Source organism: Martinezella paranaensis, from assembly GCF_014200235.1.
In the GTDB taxonomy this organism is placed as follows: domain Bacteria; phylum Pseudomonadota; class Alphaproteobacteria; order Rhizobiales; family Rhizobiaceae; genus Rhizobium; species Rhizobium paranaense.
Genome location: NZ_JACHBI010000001.1, coordinates 217438 through 234254 on the forward strand (window position 1 = coordinate 217438; position 16817 = coordinate 234254).

Below are 16817 nucleotides of genomic sequence, written 5' to 3' on the forward strand. Positions count from 1 at the left end.
CGAAAGTCTTAGGACTTCTTATCGGCCGGTGGTGGCGTTGTCGTGTTGGGCGATGGAGTGACCGCGGGCGCCGGATCAGGCTGCTTGGTCTTGTCGACCGTCCTTGGGTCGTTGTCGAGCGCCGGCAGACCGTTGGCGATCTTTTCCTTGATCTTCGGAATATCGGCGTCCTCGGGCTTGGAAGCCAGCGCGCGGTTCCATTGGTAAACCGCCTCCAGCTTGCGGTTGACGCGCCAATAGGCATCGCCCAGATGGTCGTTGATCGTGGGATCGCCGGCCTTCAACTGTGCGGCACGCTCCAGTTCGTTCACCGCATCGTCGAAGCGGTTGAGGCGGAAATAGGCCCAGCCGAGCGAGTCGACGATGTAGCCGTCATCCGGCTTCAGATCGACGGCCTTCTTGATCATGTTCAGGCCCTGGTCGAGGTTCATGTTCATGTCGACCCAGGAATAGCCGAGATAGTTCAGGACCTGCGGCTGGTCGGGGTTCAGCTCCAAGGCCTTCTTGAAATTCGGCTCTGCCTTGTCCCATTGCTTCAGCCGCTCATAGGCGATGCCGCGCTGGAAGAACACGGCCCAGTCGCCGCGGTTCGGCACGGCGCCGATAACCTCAGCAGCCTTATCGTAATTGTCCGCCATGGCCTGAAAGTCCTTGGCGTCCGAGAGAACGCTGCCATAGGCGAGATAGCTGCGGATATCCTTCGGGTCGGAATCGATCAGCGCCTTCAGATGCTTGCGCGCATCGTCGACCTTGCCGGACTGGGCAAGCGCAAGGCCGAGCTGCAGCTCGGAGATGCGGGCCATGGGCGAGTTGTTGGGCACCTTTTTGTAGAAGGAGATGGCACGATCCATCTGCTCCTGCTTTTCCGCAAGTCCACCCAGCAGAACCAGCGTGTCGGCACTCTTGGGATCGAGCGTGTTGGCGATCTGCAGGTAAAGCGAGACGACATCTTCGGCGCCGTCGCGGTTGAGCGCCGCGCCGACGGTAAAGAGCACCGAGGCTGCACCTTGCGTGCTGTCGGTCACTTGCTGGTCCGGCGTTTCGCCCTTGTTGATGCTGTCGCGCAGCGCGTTCAGCGGCGCGTAATTGTTAATCAGGTTGTCGCCGACCGAAACGGCATCCAGAGCCTTCTGCTTGTCGCCGGCCTTGGCTTCAAGCCGCGCCAGCGCCATGACAGCGCGCATGAATGTGTCTGGGGCCGTAGCGCCGCCCGCCTTGTCGAGAATGGCGTCGTTCAGGTGCGAGCGGGCAGACTTCGTATCGCCGATGGTGATGGCAATGGCGCCGGCATGGTAGTTCTTGAAGATGTTGAACCAGTCCGGTCCCTTCATCTTGTCGATCATGGCGATTGCTTCCTTGCCATGATTGGAGCCGGCGCGCGCCCAGGCAAGCAGAAGACCGGCCATCATCCGGTCGAGATCGTTCGGACCGTCATATTTGAGGATGTCCTGCGCGGCCTTGTAGTCATGCCGGCGGATGGCGTCCATGCCACGCACGATCGTGGTGACGCGTTCGACCGAGGGATCGTTCTTCAGCTCGTTGGCGTATTTCACGCCCTCTTCGAGATTGCCGTTGAGCAGCAATGAGATCATCAGCCGCTGGCGAATCTCCGGGTTGCCCGGCTCGATCATCAGCGCCTTTTTATAAAGCGAAATCGCAGTTTCATAGTCATGGTCGACATCGGCGGTCCGGGCGGCAAGGAAGGCGCCTGCGAAGGTGTCGACGCCTTCCGCATCGAAGGTCACCAGGGCGCTGGCCTCCGGCGTTGCCGGGGCATCCTCTGCGCGCGCGCTGTTCAGCGCGCCCATCGAGAGGACCGCCGCCAGAGCTGCGCCCGAGAGGAAACGAATGGCAAGTCTCTGCCGCATTAGAAAGCCTTTCATCAAGGGATTTGCCGGAAGAGCGCCGGCGGCACAAAACGTTCGTGTCAATTGATTCACAACAGGATGGCTTTTTTGAAGCGCTCCTGCAAGAAATTCGGGCGGCTGTGATCAGTTCACACGTTCGATGCAGAAATCGATCACTTCCATGAGCGCAGATTTCCACGGCGTTTCCGGTAGCGGCGCCAGTGCGTCGCGGGCGATGGTGCCGTAGTGAACGGCACGGGCGATGGTGTCGGTGAGCGCACCGTATTTGGTGATCAGACCCAACGCCTTTTCCAGGTTCTCGTCGCTGTTGTTGCCGGTCTCGATGGCGTCGCGCCAGAAAGCGCGCTCCTTCTCGGTGCCGCGACGATAGGCGAGAATAACGGGCAGGGTGATTTTGCCCTCGCGGAAGTCGTCGCCGACATTCTTGCCGAGATCGGCAGCCTTGCCGCCGTAATCCAGCGCGTCGTCCACCAGTTGGAAGGCGAGGCCGAGATTGGTGCCGTAGGACTTCAGCGCATTGCGCTCGGCCTTGCCGGCATTGGCGACGATCGGGCCGACTTCGGCGGCGGCGGCGAAAAGCGCAGCCGTCTTGGCGCGAATGACGGAGAGATAATCGTCTTCGGTGGTCTCCATGTTCTTGGAGACGGAAAGCTGCAGCACTTCGCCCTCGGCGATGACGCAAGCTGCCGATGACAGAACGTCGAGCGCATCCAGCGAACCGACTTCGACCATCATCCGGAAAGCCTGTCCAAGCAGGAAGTCGCCGACAAGAACGCTGGCCTGATTGCCCCAGATCATGCGGGCCGTGGATTTGCCGCGGCGCAGATCGCTTTCATCCACCACGTCATCGTGCAACAATGTCGCCGTGTGCAGGAATTCGACCGAGGTCGCGAGCTTGATGTGATTGTCGCCCTGATAGCCGTAGAGTGCGGCAGAGGCGATGGTCAGCATCGGCCGCAGACGCTTGCCGCCGGAAGAGATCAAATGCTCGGCAACTTCCGGGATCATCTGCACATCGGAGCCGGCTTTCGACAGGATGAGCTGGTTGACGCGTTCCATATCCGCCTTGGTCAGGTCCACCAATGGCTTGATGGAGGCCAGTTTATTCTTGCTTTCTTCAAGCGGTATCACGACGCCCAACGATCCGGACTCCTGTTCATTTTCTGCAAAGCACAATAAGAAGGGGCGAAAGAGGCGGCAAGAGGCGATTTGTCTCGTCTCGCAAATTTGACAGGAAACCCAAGGCTTATGCACGAGCTGATCCGCACAAACGATCCCGTTTTACTCTCCTTCGCCGAGAGTCTGATGAAGGACGCCGGGATTCATTGTTTCGTCGCGGATCAAGCCATGAGCATTCTCGAGGGTTCTCTCGGCATGCTGCCGCGCCGTTTCATGGTCGAGGACGAGCGCGCCGATCAGGCCCGGCGCATTCTGATCGATGCCGGTCTCGGCGACGAGCTGCGCCCGGCGCGCGGCTGAGTTCCGCCATGGCCGATACCCATTCCGAAACCATCGACGCCTTCCATCGCGGCGCGTTCCATATCGTCCAGCCGAAGGGCAGGGGCCATCGCTCCGGCATGGACGCCATGTTGCTTGCTGCTCTTGTGGCCGATGACCGTAGCATCAGGGTGGCCGATCTCGGTGCGGGAGCGGGTGCCGCCGGCATGGCGGTGGCCTCGCGGCTGGAGCAGGCGGAGGTGGTATTGTTCGAACGCTCGCCGGAAATGGCCGAGTTCGCCCGCAAGAGCCTGGCACTTTCGGAAAATGCCCGCTTCGCCAGCCGTGTCGCCGTTGTCGAGGCCGATGTCGCCTTGACCGCGAAGGCCCGCAATGACGCCGGTCTGGTCGATGACAGTTTCCATCATGTCATCATGAACCCGCCGTTCAACGATGCCAGCGACAGGCTGACGCCGGATGCATTGAAAGCGCAGGCGCATGCCATGACCGACGGCCTGTTCGAAAGCTGGGTGCGAACGGCAGGCGCAATCATGATCCCCGGCGGGCAACTGTCGTTGATCGCTCGGCCGCAATCGATCGCTGAGATCATTGCAGCCTGCGGCCGCCGTTTCGGCGGCATCGAGATCACGCCCATCCATCCGCGCGAGGGTGAAAATGCCGTTCGCATCCTGGTGACGGCCATCAAGGGCTCACGCGCACGGCTGGCGCTGCGCGCGCCGCTGATCATGCATGGCGAGGGGACGCACAAATTCTCCGACTTCGTCGACGACCTCAACAATGGTCGCGCTGCCTATTTCCGAAAGTAGCGCGTCATCCCGAACGCATGACGCGCTTTTTAGGAAGATCATCCGAATTCAGTGTATGCCTTGGAACGCATCTAAGATCAGCTTGACGTTCAGAAGGGCGATAACGATGGCGATGATATAGGCGACGGTACTCAGCCAGCGCGGCGCGACTAGAGCGCCCATCTTGGTCTTGTCGGCGGTGAACATGACCAGCGGGAAGACAGCGAAAGAAAGTTGTAGGCTGAGCACGACCTGGGTCAGGATCAGCAGATCCGCCGTACCGGAATCGCCGTACCATATGGTGACGACCCCGGCGGGAGTGATCGCCAGTCCGCGCGTCACTAGGCGGCGCAGCCAAGGTTTCACCTTGAGCCGCAGAAAACCCTCCATGACGATCTGCCCGGCAAGCGTCGCCGTTACAGTTGAGTTGAGGCCGCAACAGAGAAGCGCGATCCCGAAGAGCGTCGGCGCAATCGCCAGGCCGAGAAGCGGCGCCAGCAGCGATTCCGCCTGGGCGAGTTCCACGACATCAGTGTGGCCATGCGCGTGAAACGCCGCGCCGGCAAGAATGAGGATGGAAGCGTTGATGAGCAGAGCGAAGGTCAGCGCTATCGTCGAATCGAGCGTGGCATAGGTCAGCGCCTCTTTCTTTTCCGAGAGCGTATGGCCGAAGGCGCGCGTCTGCACGATGCCGGAATGCAGATAGAGATTGTGCGGCATGACCGTCGCGCCAAGGATGCCGAGCGCCAGATAGAGCATGTCCGGATTCCTGACGATCTCAGTCGTCGGGAAAAAGCCTTTGATGACGTCGCCCCAATTTGGATCGGCAAGGAAGACCTGGATGCCGAAACAGAAGGCGATCACACCGAGCAGGGTGATGATCAGCGCCTCTACCCAGCGAAAGCCCAGCCGCTGCAGGAAAAGAATGAGGAACACGTCGAAGGCGGTCACCAGCACGCCGAGTTCGAGCGGCAGGCCGAAAACGAGATTTAAGCCAATGGCGGTGCCGACGACTTCTGCGATATCCGTCGCGATAATGGCGATCTCCGCCATCGCCCACAGTGGCACGGAGACGAAGCTCGGAAAGGCGTCCCGGCAGGCCTGGGCCAGATCGCGGCCGGTGGCGATCGCGAGGCGCGCGCAAAGCGCCTGCAGCACCACGGCCATAATGTTGGACAACAATGCAACGGTTAGCAGCGCATAGCCGAATTTCGATCCGCCGGCGAGCGAGGTCGCCCAGTTGCCGGGGTCCATATAGCCGACCGCGACAAGATAGCCCGGACCTGCGAAGGCAGCGACGCGACGCAGCACCGAACCGCCCTTTGCGGTTTCGACCGAGCGATAGACATCGGAAAGAGTGGCTTCTTCTCGGTCATGGCGCCAGCCGGCATCGGGCTTGGGTTTCATAAGATCCATGGGGCTTCCGCAGGCTTCAATACCGCGAGAAGTTAGCGGTTTAGAATGATAATGCAATTCATTCGCAACAAGAAAAGCCGTTCCCGCTCTCGTTCGCATCGGCTGTGGCATTCCTGCAATCTGCAATAACGGCGGATATCTGCGACCTCTAATGCATGTCGCGCAAAAGTGTGCGGCGGTTTTGCGAACACGACATGCACAAACAAGGAGCTAAAGCGCGGGAGCGAATCTGAAAGATCGCGACGAGCTTTAGTGGCGATGGGCTTTCTCGATAGACAATCTCGGCTTCATTCCATCTCAGGACATCGCCGTTCTTGGACGCCGCTGAACAGGACCAATTACCGAACAAGGAACCCAAGCGCTGCTGCGTTTGCCAGATCGATGAAGAACGCAGAGACGAGCGGCAGAATGATGAATGCGATGGTTGCGGCCCCATGAGTTTTGGTTACCGCCGTCATATTGGCGATTGCCGTCGGGGTCGCTCCAAGCGAGATACCAAAAAAGCCTGCGGAAATCACCGCCGCATCATATGTCCGCCCCATCGCGGGGAAAACGACGAACAGGACATAAACGACAACCGCAACAGTCTGCACGACGAGGACGATCAGAAGCGCGGCGCCAAGCCCGCTGAGGGCCCACAATTGCATGCTCATCAGCGACATTGCGAGAAAGATGTTCAACGAGAGATCGGAGATGAGCGAAAGCGCTCGCGTGCGTGTCGGCCAAGGGAGGCGCGGTGCGAGCAGCGGAACGGTATTCGTCATCACAATCGCGACCAGCAAGCAGACGACGAACAATGGAAGATTGATGCCAGCCTCCACGATGATCTCATGCAAGGCGTACCCGGTGAGAATAGCGATATTGGTTACCAGCAAGGCTCGCAGCAGGCTGACATAGCTGACATCATCTTCATGGCTGCTGACTGCAGCACGCGATACACCGATCACCAACTCTTCGGTGGCGGGGCCGCTCAAGCCATGGCGTTTGATCAGGTATTGCGCAATTGGTCCGCCGATGAGGCTGGCGATGACAAGGCCAAGCGTTGCGCTCGCAATACCGATTTCAAGCGCATTCGTCAGTCCGAAACGTCCGGTGATAATCGGTGCCCAGGCAATCGTTGTGCCGTGACCGCCGATTAGCGACGTGGAGCCAAGTAAGATTGCCACGCCATCGGGGAGGCCGAGCATGTCGCTGACGCCGATGGCGATTGCGTTCTGGATGACGAGAAATACAAGCGTGACAGCCAACAAGATAAGAAACGGCTTGCCTCCAGCCATGAGGTCGGAGAGCCTGGCGTTAAGGCCGACCCCGGTGAAGAAGTAGTCCAAACCGAAGTATTCGTACGCGATCAGCGTTATCAGGGCGGCAAGCAGGCCACCTGTCACCGCTTTGGGTATGCTCCACCGAACAAGGAGGGGAATGAAACGGTTGAGGTTTGCACCAATGAAAAACACGAGGATCGCAATGGTAAGCGATAGCAGTCCTGGGACCTGTATTGCCGACATGGACCACCTTCACCTTGGTTGCAGCCGAACCCGCCTCAGTCCGTCACTTTGGCATGCGCCAGACGAATAGACGAGCGGAAAGAGCCTCGGGTGATCCGATCTGCTGGGAGCAGAGGGAGAGCGGCGGCCCAATCCTGATGGACGCGGAGAAATGTTTTTCCCGGGTGCCGTGTTTACGGCAAAAGGCAGTCCTCCCGTCACCCCATCCCCTCTTCATATCGATGAAAATGTATGCCGGCTCGAGGAATCCGGGCGCGAAATGCGATGCTGGATGTTGCGTTTGCCGTTTCCGTGCATACATCACACGCAGCAAACATCATGAATCAGGGACGACGAATGGCTGGATTTTTTAGGCGCATGCTTCCGAAGCGGTTTCGCAAGGAAAAGGCGATCATTCCCGTTGTCCGGCTGAGCGGTGTCATCGCCTCCGGCGGCGGTCCTCTCCGGCAGTCGCTCAATCTTGCGGGCGTCTCGCAAGCGCTGGAAAAGGCCTTCAGCATGAAGGCTGCCCCGGCAGTCGCGGTCGTCATCAATTCGCCCGGCGGATCGCCGGTGCAATCGCGGATGATCTATAACCGCATCCGCGATCTTGCCCGCGAGAAAGAGAAGAAGGTGCTGGTGTTCGTCGAGGATGTAGCGGCATCCGGCGGCTACATGATCGCGCTCGCCGGCGATGAGATCATTGCCGATGCCACCTCCATCGTCGGTTCCATCGGCGTCGTCTCCGGCGGCTTCGGTTTTCCGGAGCTTTTGAAGAAGCTCGGGGTCGAGCGCCGGGTCTATACTGCCGGCGAAAACAAGGTGATCCTCGATCCGTTCCAGCCGGAGAAGGAAAAGGACATCGAATATCTGAAGAGCCTGCAGGTCGAGATCCACAAGGTCTTCATCGATATGGTGCGTGAGCGTCGGGCGGGTAAACTGGCGGCGGACGAGGTCGTGTTCTCCGGCCTCTTCTGGACCGGCGGGCGTGGTCTCGAACTCGGCCTGATCGACGGGCTCGGCGATATGCGCCAGGAACTCAAGAAGCGTTACGGCGACAAGATCAAGCTCGAGCTGGTCACCACGCCACGTAGCCTCTTCGGCCGCCGCGCACCCGGCATTTCCCTTTCGGGCATGGACGGCATCGGCGCCGGCCTCGCCTCCGGACTTGCAGAGGTGGCAGAGGAAAAGGCATTGTGGGGGCGGTACGGATTGTAATCGGGAGCGCTGCGTGATGCCGCAGATCATCTTCTTCATCGTTGCTGTCGGCGGTATTTGGCTTCTCTATCGACGCTTCCTGCGCGACGCCCGAAAACTCACCGAGAAATCACGCCGCGCCGAAAGCGAACGGCGCACGGGCGCCATCGGCACACTGGTGAAAGACCCGAAGACAGGGGAGTATAGGGTGAAGCGGGAGGATGAGTAGCCTCCGATAGATCGTGGAAATACGAAAAGGTGACTATGACAGTTTGCGCTTGAAAGCCTTGACCCTTCCGTTCTGCCGTGGCACCTGTCCGCCAAACAATCCATTACCCGAAGAAATCAATCTCCATGACCGCGACCCCGCCCGATAACATGAATCCGAAGCGCTCGTTTCAGGCGTTGATCCTGACGCTGCACAATTACTGGGCCGACAAAGGTTGTGCGGTTCTGCAGCCCTACGACATGGAAGTTGGCGCCGGCACGTTCCATCCGGCGACGACCTTGCGCGCGCTTGGACCGAAGCCGTGGAAGGCTGCCTATGTGCAGCCCTCGCGCCGTCCGTCCGACGGTCGTTACGGCGAAAACCCGAACCGTATGCAGCATTATTATCAATATCAGGTCATCCTGAAGCCGAACCCGCCGAACCTGCAGGAGCTCTATCTCGGCTCTCTCGCGGCCATCGGCCTCGACCCACTTCTGCATGACATCCGCTTCGTCGAGGACGATTGGGAAAGCCCGACGCTTGGTGCCTGGGGGCTTGGCTGGGAATGCTGGTGCGACGGCATGGAAGTGTCGCAGTTCACCTATTTCCAGCAGATTTGCGGCATCGAGTGCGCGCCGGTTGCTGGCGAATTGACCTACGGTCTCGAACGTCTGGCAACCTATGTCCAGGGCGTCGACAGCGTCTACGACCTGAATTTCAACGGTCTCGAAGGCGACGAGAAGATCACCTATGGCGATGTCTTCCTGCAGGCAGAGCAGGAATATTCGCGGCATAATTTCGAATATGCCAACACGGAAATGCTGCATCGCCATTTCATCGATGCCGAACGGGAATGCCAAGCGCTGCTTGCCGCCGGCGCGCCGGGCGACAATGCCAATCAGCTCCTGCACAAATGCGTCTTTCCAGCCTACGATCAGTGCATCAAGGCCAGCCACGTCTTCAATCTGCTCGATGCGCGCGGCGTGATCTCGGTCACCGAACGCCAGAGCTATATCCTGCGCGTCCGCACGCTGGCGAAAGCCTGTGGCGAGGCATTCCTGCTCACGGATGCCGGTGGTGCGAACTGGGGCAAGCAGGCGGCTTAAGGCACATTCCTAATCTCTAAGGTATTGGCCTGGCGGCGAAAAGCGGATGACAACGCCCGTCAAGCCACATAATGTGCCTCGTGGTTGCATTTGCCACGGGGTTCGCGATGTATATTATTTTGGCGATCATCGTTCTGATCGCGCTTTACGCCGTCCTCACCTATAACGGCCTCGTTCGCGCGCGTCAGGTGGCCGAGGAGGCTTGGTCCGGCATCGATGTGCAGCTCAAGCGCCGCGCTGATCTCATTCCGAATCTGGTCGAGACGGTCAAAGGCTATGCCGGCCATGAGAACCAGACGTTGAGGGAAGTTGTCGAGGCACGCAGCAGAGCTCAGGCAGTGCCTGCAGGGGATGTTGCCGGCCGCGCTGTTGCCGAAGGTGTGCTCGGGCAGGCGCTCGGTCGCCTGATGGTTGTCTCCGAAGCCTATCCTGACCTCAAGGCCAATGTCGGCTTCGTCGAGTTGCAGCAATCCCTGGAAACGACGGAAAACGAGATCCAGATGTCGCGGCGCTACTACAACGGTGCAGCCCGCGATCTCAACGTCAAGGTCGAGAGCTTTCCCAACAATCTGCTCGCCGGCCCTTTCGGTTTCACCAAGCGCGCCTTCTTCGAAATCACCAACGAGACGGACCGTGCTGTTCCATCGGTCAAGTTCTAAGATTCCTTCTATCGGTTTTGCATTCCAGGCGGTAAAGGAAGCCGACCGCAGGCCATTGGCCGCTTTCTGGACTGACCAAAGAGATTGATGATGGGTAGAGCCAAACTCACGATTATCCCCCCCGGCAAGCCGCTTATCGGACGCGCCATGCCGCCGGGGTCGAAGTCGATCACCAACCGCGCGCTGCTGCTCGCCGGCCTCGCCAAGGGAACCAGCCGGCTGACGGGTGCGCTGAAGAGCGACGATACGCGTTATATGGCCGAAGCGCTGCGGGCCATGGGCGTTGCGATCGACGAGCCCGACGACACCACGTTCATCGTCACCGGCGATGGCAAACTCAAGTCGCCGGCCGCGCCGCTGTTTCTCGGCAATGCCGGCACCGCGACCCGCTTCCTGACCGCCGCCGCTGCTCTGGTTGACGGGAAGGTCGTGGTCGATGGCGATGCACATATGCGCAAGCGGCCGATCGGCCCGCTGGTTGACGCCCTGCGCTCCCTGGGCATTGATGCCTCGGCCGAGACCGGCTGCCCGCCCGTGACCGTCAACGGCACGGGCCGTTTCGAGGCGAGCCGGGTTGAGATCGATGGCGGCCTCTCCAGCCAGTATGTCTCGGCGCTGCTGATGATGGCGGCCGGCGGCGATCGCCCGGTCGATGTCGTGCTGCTTGGCGAACATATCGGCGCTCTCGGCTATATCGATCTGACGGTTGCCGCCATGCGTGCCTTCGGCGCCAAGGTGGAGCGCGTCAGCGCCGTTGCCTGGCGGGTTCAGCCGACTGGCTATCACGCAGCCGATTTCCATATCGAGCCGGATGCATCGGCCGCGACCTATCTCTGGGCGGCGGAAGTGCTGTCCGGCGGGAAGATCGATCTCGGCACGCCGGCGAGCGAATTCTCGCAGCCGGACGCCCGCGCCTATGACATGATCTCGCAGTTTCCGCATCTCCCCGCCGTCATCGACGGATCGCAGATGCAGGACGCCATTCCGACGCTCGCTGTCCTTGCCGCTTTCAACGAAACGCCGGTGCGTTTCGTCGGCATCGCCAATCTCCGGGTCAAGGAGTGCGATCGCGTCCGGGCGCTGTCGAGCGGCCTGTCGCGCATCGTTCCCGGCCTCGGCACCGAGGAAGGCGACGATCTGATTGTCGCCTCCGACCCGAGCCTTGCCGGCAAGACGCTGCCGGCCGAGATCGACAGCTTCGCCGATCACCGCATCGCCATGAGCTTTGCGCTGGCCGGGCTGAAGATCGACGGCATCACCATTCTCGACCCCGATTGCGTCGCCAAGACCTTCCCGGCCTATTGGAACGTCCTTGCGTCACTGGGAGTTGCCTGCGACGACTGATGCCGCCCCAACGGGAGGCGCGTAAATATATCGGCATGTGCGGCATCCTGAATGGGGTGCCGTCGGATCGCAGGAGCTGTGATGACGCGTTGGCTTTCCGGACTCTCTATCGCCTTGCTCCTGCTGTTTTCCGCATCGATCGCGTCAGCCGCCGAAGTCATCAACGCTTTCGATCAGGCGATTATTCTCGATCGCGACGGCTCAATGCGTGTCACCGAGACAATTACGGTGAACGCGGAAGGCCGCGCCATCCGTCGCGGCATATTCCGGGATTTTCCGCTGACTTTTGTCGATTCTGCGGGCCGCCAGGCGCAGGTGGATTTTAATGTTGTCTCTGTCGAACGCGATGGACAGCCGGAAGATTGGCACAAGGAGCAGATCGAGGGCGGGGAACGCATTTATATCGGAAATGCCGATCGGATCATAAACCGTGGCCAGCACGTCTACCGCATCGTCTACACCACCGATCGCCAGATCCGCTATTTTGACGATCACGACGAGCTCTATTGGAACGTCACCGGTAATGGCTGGCAATTTCCGATCCTTCACGTCTCGGCCACCGCTACGCTGCCGGACGGCGTGAAGCCGCAACAGCTTGCCTATTATACCGGGCCGATCGGCGCGACCGGCCAGGACGCGAGCGCCAGCGCGCAGGCGGACAAGGTCATGTTCGTCACCACGCGGCCCTTGGCCCCGGCCGAAGGTTTGACGATCGCCATCAGGCTGCCGAAGGACGCGATTGCGGCGCCGAGCAGCAGCCAACAATGGCATTGGTTCATAACCGATCATATAGACGCGATCATCGCCATCGGCGGTTTGATATTGGTATTCGCCTACTATCTCCGCAGTTGGATCGCCGTCGGCCGTGATCCCCCACGCGGTGTGATGGTCCCGCGCTGGGACCCGCCGGACGGTATTTCGCCGGCGTTGGTCAACTACATCGACAACAGAGGTTTTTCCGGTGCGGGCTGGACGGCGCTGTCGGCGACGGCGATCGATCTTGCTGTGCACGGCTATGTTATTCTCGACAATCTGAAGGAAAAGGTGGTCATTCGCCCGACCGGCAAGGCAGGCAGCGATCTCAGCGGCGGCGACAAAGTGCTCATGCAGGCCGTCGGCCCATTTTCCCCGCTTGTCATCGACAAGGCGAATGGCGAGGCGGTAAAGCAGCTTGGCTCGACATTCCGCAGCGCCATCGAGCGCGATCATCGCGGCGAATATTACAAAGCTAATGCGCTCTACGTGATTGCCGGCATTGCCTTGTCGGTCCTCATCCTTGCTGCGATCGTGATTTTCGGTCGCTTGCACGAGAATGCGCTGCCTCTCATCATCGTGCCCGGCTTCCTGTCGATTGTGGTGACGATCTTTGCCGGCACGATCGGCCGCAGGTTTCGCCGTCATGATGCCGGTCTTGGACGGCGAATTCTTTCCGTTCTGATCGCAGCTTTCTTTGGCTTTCTGTTCGTCTCGGCTGCGGTCGGCGGCTTGGCTGCCGCCGTCGTCCCCTTGTGGGAGGCGGGTGAACTGCCTCTGCTCGCCGGCATCGTCGGCATTTTCGCGCTCAACGTCGTCTTCTTTTTCCTGATGGGGGCGCCGACGCCGCTCGGGCGCAAGATGATGGATGGCATCGCGGGGCTACGGCAATATCTGACGCTTGCCGAACGCGACCGGATGAACATGCAGGGCGCGCCGCAGATGTCGCCGCAGCATTTCGAAAAGCTGTTGCCCTATGCGGTCGCGCTCGGCGTCGAAAAGCCTTGGTCGAGCGCCTTCGAGACCTGGCTCGCCACCGCTGCGGGTGCGGCCGCGGCCGCCTATGCGCCGGCCTGGTATTCCGGTGATTTCCATCCAGGCAATATCGGCGGCACGATCGGCGATTTTTCCTCCTCCATGGCATCCACCATCGCCTCCACCATTCCCGCGCCGGTCTCCAGCTCGTCCTCAGCCTTTTCGGGCGGCGGCGATGGCGGCGGCTCCTCCGGCGGCGGTGGAGGCGGCGGAGGCGGGGGTGGGTGGTAGTTGATCACCTCCCCCTTGAGGGGGGAGGTCGCCGCGAAGCGGCGGGTGGGGGTGACAATTGCTTGGCTGCGGAGCTAGCCGCGATCACCCCACCCCGGCCTGCGGCCGACCCTCCCCCTCAAGGGGAGGGTGTCTGTCGCGATGTATTAGTTTCGGTATTTCAGCAGATCGGAGATCCCGTGCCCAAAAAGCCCTCCAAACTGGATCGCTTTAAAGTTGCCAATAGCCGGTGCTTGCGCGCAGGTTCGACTGATGCGGAAACCAAGCTCTGGAAGCATTTGTGGCGCATCCCCATTGAAGGCACGCATTTTCGGCGGCAGGTTCCAATTGGGCGTTATTTTGCTGATTTCGCCTGTCATCAGATAGGTTTGATTATCGAGCTTGACGGCAGCCAGCATGCAGAAGATGCGGCAAGACGTTATGATGCTCAGCGAACGGCATATCTTGAAAGCCAAGGCTATCATGTCATCCGATTCTGGAATGCTGAAGTCATGGATGAGATCGAGGCTGTTCTGGACACGATATTTGCCATTGTGCAGCAGCGACAAATTTTGCTAGCAGAGGCCGACCATTTTCACCCCACTCCGGCACGCCGTGCCGACCCTCTCTCTCAAGGGGAGGGTGAGGAACCTTGACATGCCCGATCTCCTTCTCGAACTCCGCTCCGAGGAAATTCCTGCCCGTATGCAGCGCAAGGCTGCCGGCGACCTGAAGAAGCTCGTCACCGACGCGCTGGTCGAAGCGGGTTTGTCCTATGAGGGTGCGCGCGAATATTGGACGCCGCGGCGGCTGACGCTTGACATTCGCGGCCTGACGGCGCGCTCGGCTGATGTGCGCGAGGAGCGCAAGGGACCGCGCACGGATGCCAATGAAAAGGCGATCGAGGGCTTTCTGCGCGGCGCCGGCCTGTCTTCCATTTCGGAAGCGCAGGTAAGTAGCGACCCGAAGAAGGGCGATTTCTACGTTGCGGTCATTTCCAAGCCCGGCCGCGCCGCCGAGGAGATCGTCGCCGACGTCATGCCCGGTATCATCCGCGATTTCCCCTGGCCGAAGTCGATGCGCTGGGGCAAGGCGTCGGCCAAGCCCGGCTCGCTGCGCTGGGTGCGCCCGCTGCAGTCGATCGTCTGTCTCTTCGGCACCGAGCATGAAGAAACCGCAGTCATCCCCTTCGAGATCGACGGTATCATCGCTTCGAATGTGACCTACGGCCACCGTTTCCATGCGCCGCAGGCGATCACCGTCAAGCGTTTCGATGACTACGTCTCCAGCCTGGAGAAGGCGAAGGTCATTCTCGATGCCGAGCGCCGCAAGGACATCATTCTGCACGATGCCCGTGATGTCGCCTTTGCCAATGGCCTGGAGCTTGTCGAGGACGAGGGCCTGCTGGAAGAGGTTTCCGGCCTCGTGGAATGGCCGCAGGTGCTGATGGGCTCCTTCGAGGAGGATTACCTGTCGATCCCCTCAGAAATCATCCGTCTCACGATCAAGACCAACCAGAAGTGCTTCGTCACCCGACCGCAGGTCGGCGAGACGCTGTCCAACCGTTTCATCCTCGTCTCCAATATCCAGGCGACGGATGGCGGCAAGGAGATCATCCACGGCAATGGCAAGGTCGTGCGCGCCCGCCTTTCCGACGCACTGCATTTCTGGAAGCGCGACCAGGGTGACCTGCCGGATCTCGAAACGCTGGAAGCCTCCGCGGTCAAATTCGGCCTCGATCTGAAAAAGCCGCTCGACCAGCGCATGGCGAAGCTCGACGCGCTGAACGTCACCTTCCATGCCAAACTCGGCAGCCAGGGCGAACGTGTTGCCCGCATTCGTGCGTTGGCATCCGAGCTTGCGAAAATTACCGGCGCCGATCCGGCCAAGGTCGATCGCGCCGCGATCCTCGCCAAGGCCGATCTGCGCACCGAAGCCGTTGGCGAATTCCCCGAGCTTCAGGGCCTCATGGGCCGCAAATATGCAGCGCTGCAGGGCGAAGACGCGTCCGTCGCTGCTGCGATCGAAGACCACTACAAGCCGCAGGGCCCATCCGATCGCGTGCCGGAGGATAAGGTGGCGATCACGGTCGCTCTCGCCGACAAGCTGGACACGCTAATCGGCTTCTGGGCGATCGATGAAAAGCCGACGGGTTCGAAGGACCCGTTTGCGCTGCGCCGCGCGGCTTTGGGCGTGGTGAGGATTTTGCTGGAACGCAAGGTACGCCTACCGCTTCTGGCGACGACAAAGGACGTCGATCTCCTCGCCTTCTTCCACGATCGCCTCAAGGTCTATCTCCGCGATCAGGGCGCTCGTTACGACCTCATTGACTCCGTGCTGACGCCGGAAGCCGACGACCTCCTGATGGTCGCTCGCCGTGTCGAAGCGCTCACCGCTTTTATCACCTCGGAAGACGGCAAGAACCTGCTTGCAGGCACCAAGCGCGCCACGCAGCTTCTCGCTGCCGAGGAGAAGAAGGGCACCGTCGTTGCCGATGGCGTCTCCGAAAACCTCTTGAAGCTCGATGCGGAAAAGGACCTCTTTGCCGCCATCACCAAAGCCTCCGCCGAGGCTTCCGATGCGATCGCCAAGGAAGATTTCCGCTCGGCCATGGCAGCACTTTCCAAGCTGCGCGCGCCTGTTGACCGCTTCTTCGAAGACGTGCTCGTCAACGATGAAGACGCCGCCATCCGCGCCAATCGTCTGGCGCTGTTGCGGCTGATCCGCGAGGCGACGGGAACGGTCGCGGACTTCTCGAAGATCGCGGGGTAAGGCGAGGGCGCGATGACTGGAAAAATTCTCGTCAGCGCCTGTCTCATGGGCCATGCCGTCCGCTATGACGGCCGTTCCAAGCCGCTTCTCCATCCGGCCATCGATCGCTGGCGCGAGGAGGGCAGGCTGGTGACGATCTGTCCGGAAATGTCCGCTGGCATGGTGGTACCGCGACCGCCGGCCGAAATTGCCGATGGCGCCACCGGCGAGGACGTGCTTGCCGGCCGCGCAAGCGTGATGGAGATCACCGGCGGCGATGTCACGCAGGGATTTCTCCAGGCCGCCGAAAATGCACTGGCGCTCGCGCGGGAAACCGGCTGTCGCTACGCTTTACTGATCGACGGAAGCCCATCCTGCGGTTCGGGCTTCATCTATGATGGCGCATTCTCCGGCGACCGGCATGCGGGTCATGGCGTCACGGCGGCTCTGCTGAAGCAGGCGGGCATCGAAGTCTATTCTGACAGCGAGATCGACAGGCTGGTCGAGCGGCTGGCGACGGCCGACTGAGGCAACCATTCATAG

15 protein-coding genes are annotated in these 16817 nt (G+C 60.5%); 11 read left to right on the forward strand and 4 right to left on the reverse strand.

Annotated elements, in window-relative coordinates; genetic code table 11:
- Nucleotides 1-8: 8 nt before the first annotated feature.
- A complete protein-coding gene (locus GGD50_RS01045; protein ID WP_107107181.1) occupies nucleotides 9-1868 on the reverse strand; it encodes a tetratricopeptide repeat protein in 1860 nt (619 codons plus the stop codon).
- A gap of 123 nt (nucleotides 1869-1991) precedes the next feature.
- Entirely contained in the window at nucleotides 1992-3008 is a 1017-nt protein-coding gene (locus GGD50_RS01050; RefSeq protein WP_028750582.1) for a polyprenyl synthetase family protein, read from the reverse strand.
- A 108-nt stretch (nucleotides 3009-3116) separates the two neighbouring features.
- Between GGD50_RS01050 and GGD50_RS01055 the strand changes: the two genes are divergently transcribed.
- Both GGD50_RS01055 and GGD50_RS01060 read left to right on the forward strand, forming a co-directional pair.
- On the forward strand, nucleotides 3117-3347 hold the full coding sequence (locus GGD50_RS01055) for a putative signal transducing protein (RefSeq protein ID WP_028750583.1): 231 nt from the start codon (nucleotides 3117-3119) through the stop codon (nucleotides 3345-3347).
- Nucleotides 3348-3355: 8 nt separating this feature from the next.
- Complete coding sequence (locus GGD50_RS01060) at nucleotides 3356-4132, forward strand: tRNA1(Val) (adenine(37)-N6)-methyltransferase (protein ID WP_107107182.1); 777 nt, start codon at nucleotides 3356-3358, stop codon at nucleotides 4130-4132.
- A gap of 48 nt (nucleotides 4133-4180) precedes the next feature.
- On the opposite strand, the gene GGD50_RS01065 is transcribed toward GGD50_RS01060, so the two are convergent.
- Nucleotides 4181-5527 carry an Nramp family divalent metal transporter gene (locus GGD50_RS01065; protein WP_107107183.1) on the reverse strand — a complete coding sequence of 449 codons (1347 nt, stop codon included), beginning with the start codon at nucleotides 5525-5527 and terminating at the stop codon, nucleotides 4181-4183.
- Between the two features lie 338 nt (nucleotides 5528-5865).
- Nucleotides 5866-7032 (reverse strand): sodium/glutamate symporter, encoded by a 1167-nt coding sequence (gene gltS / locus GGD50_RS01070; RefSeq protein ID WP_107107184.1) that lies wholly within the window; start codon nucleotides 7030-7032, stop codon nucleotides 5866-5868.
- 336 nt (nucleotides 7033-7368) lie between these two features.
- Between gltS and GGD50_RS01075 the strand changes: the two genes are divergently transcribed.
- From GGD50_RS01075 to GGD50_RS01115, 9 genes are all read left to right on the forward strand, one after another.
- A complete protein-coding gene (locus GGD50_RS01075) occupies nucleotides 7369-8229 on the forward strand; it encodes a S49 family peptidase (protein ID WP_107107185.1) in 861 nt (286 codons plus the stop codon).
- Between the two features lie 16 nt (nucleotides 8230-8245).
- On the forward strand, nucleotides 8246-8437 hold the full coding sequence (locus GGD50_RS01080) for a hypothetical protein (RefSeq protein WP_104822173.1): 192 nt from the start codon (nucleotides 8246-8248) through the stop codon (nucleotides 8435-8437).
- A 125-nt stretch (nucleotides 8438-8562) separates the two neighbouring features.
- Nucleotides 8563-9522, forward strand: a complete 960-nt coding sequence (locus GGD50_RS01085) for a glycine--tRNA ligase subunit alpha (protein ID WP_107107186.1) — start codon at nucleotides 8563-8565, stop codon at nucleotides 9520-9522.
- Nucleotides 9523-9629: 107 nt separating this feature from the next.
- The gene (locus tag GGD50_RS01090; protein WP_107107250.1) at nucleotides 9630-10181 is read left to right on the forward strand and encodes a LemA family protein; all 552 of its coding nucleotides are present in this window, start codon (nucleotides 9630-9632) and stop codon (nucleotides 10179-10181) included.
- Nucleotides 10182-10268: 87 nt separating this feature from the next.
- On the forward strand, nucleotides 10269-11525 hold the full coding sequence (locus tag GGD50_RS01095; RefSeq protein WP_107107187.1) for a 3-phosphoshikimate 1-carboxyvinyltransferase: 1257 nt from the start codon (nucleotides 10269-10271) through the stop codon (nucleotides 11523-11525).
- 81 nt (nucleotides 11526-11606) lie between these two features.
- The gene (locus tag GGD50_RS01100; RefSeq protein ID WP_107107188.1) at nucleotides 11607-13544 is read left to right on the forward strand and encodes a DUF2207 domain-containing protein; all 1938 of its coding nucleotides are present in this window, start codon (nucleotides 11607-11609) and stop codon (nucleotides 13542-13544) included.
- A 179-nt stretch (nucleotides 13545-13723) separates the two neighbouring features.
- Nucleotides 13724-14179 carry an endonuclease domain-containing protein gene (locus tag GGD50_RS01105; protein ID WP_245407417.1) on the forward strand — a complete coding sequence of 152 codons (456 nt, stop codon included), beginning with the start codon at nucleotides 13724-13726 and terminating at the stop codon, nucleotides 14177-14179.
- A gap of 1 nt (nucleotide 14180) precedes the next feature.
- A complete protein-coding gene (glyS, locus tag GGD50_RS01110; protein WP_107107189.1) occupies nucleotides 14181-16295 on the forward strand; it encodes a glycine--tRNA ligase subunit beta in 2115 nt (704 codons plus the stop codon).
- Between the two features lie 12 nt (nucleotides 16296-16307).
- Nucleotides 16308-16802 carry a 2-thiouracil desulfurase family protein gene (locus GGD50_RS01115; RefSeq protein ID WP_107107190.1) on the forward strand — a complete coding sequence of 165 codons (495 nt, stop codon included), beginning with the start codon at nucleotides 16308-16310 and terminating at the stop codon, nucleotides 16800-16802.
- The last annotated feature ends 15 nt before the right edge of the window (nucleotides 16803-16817 follow it).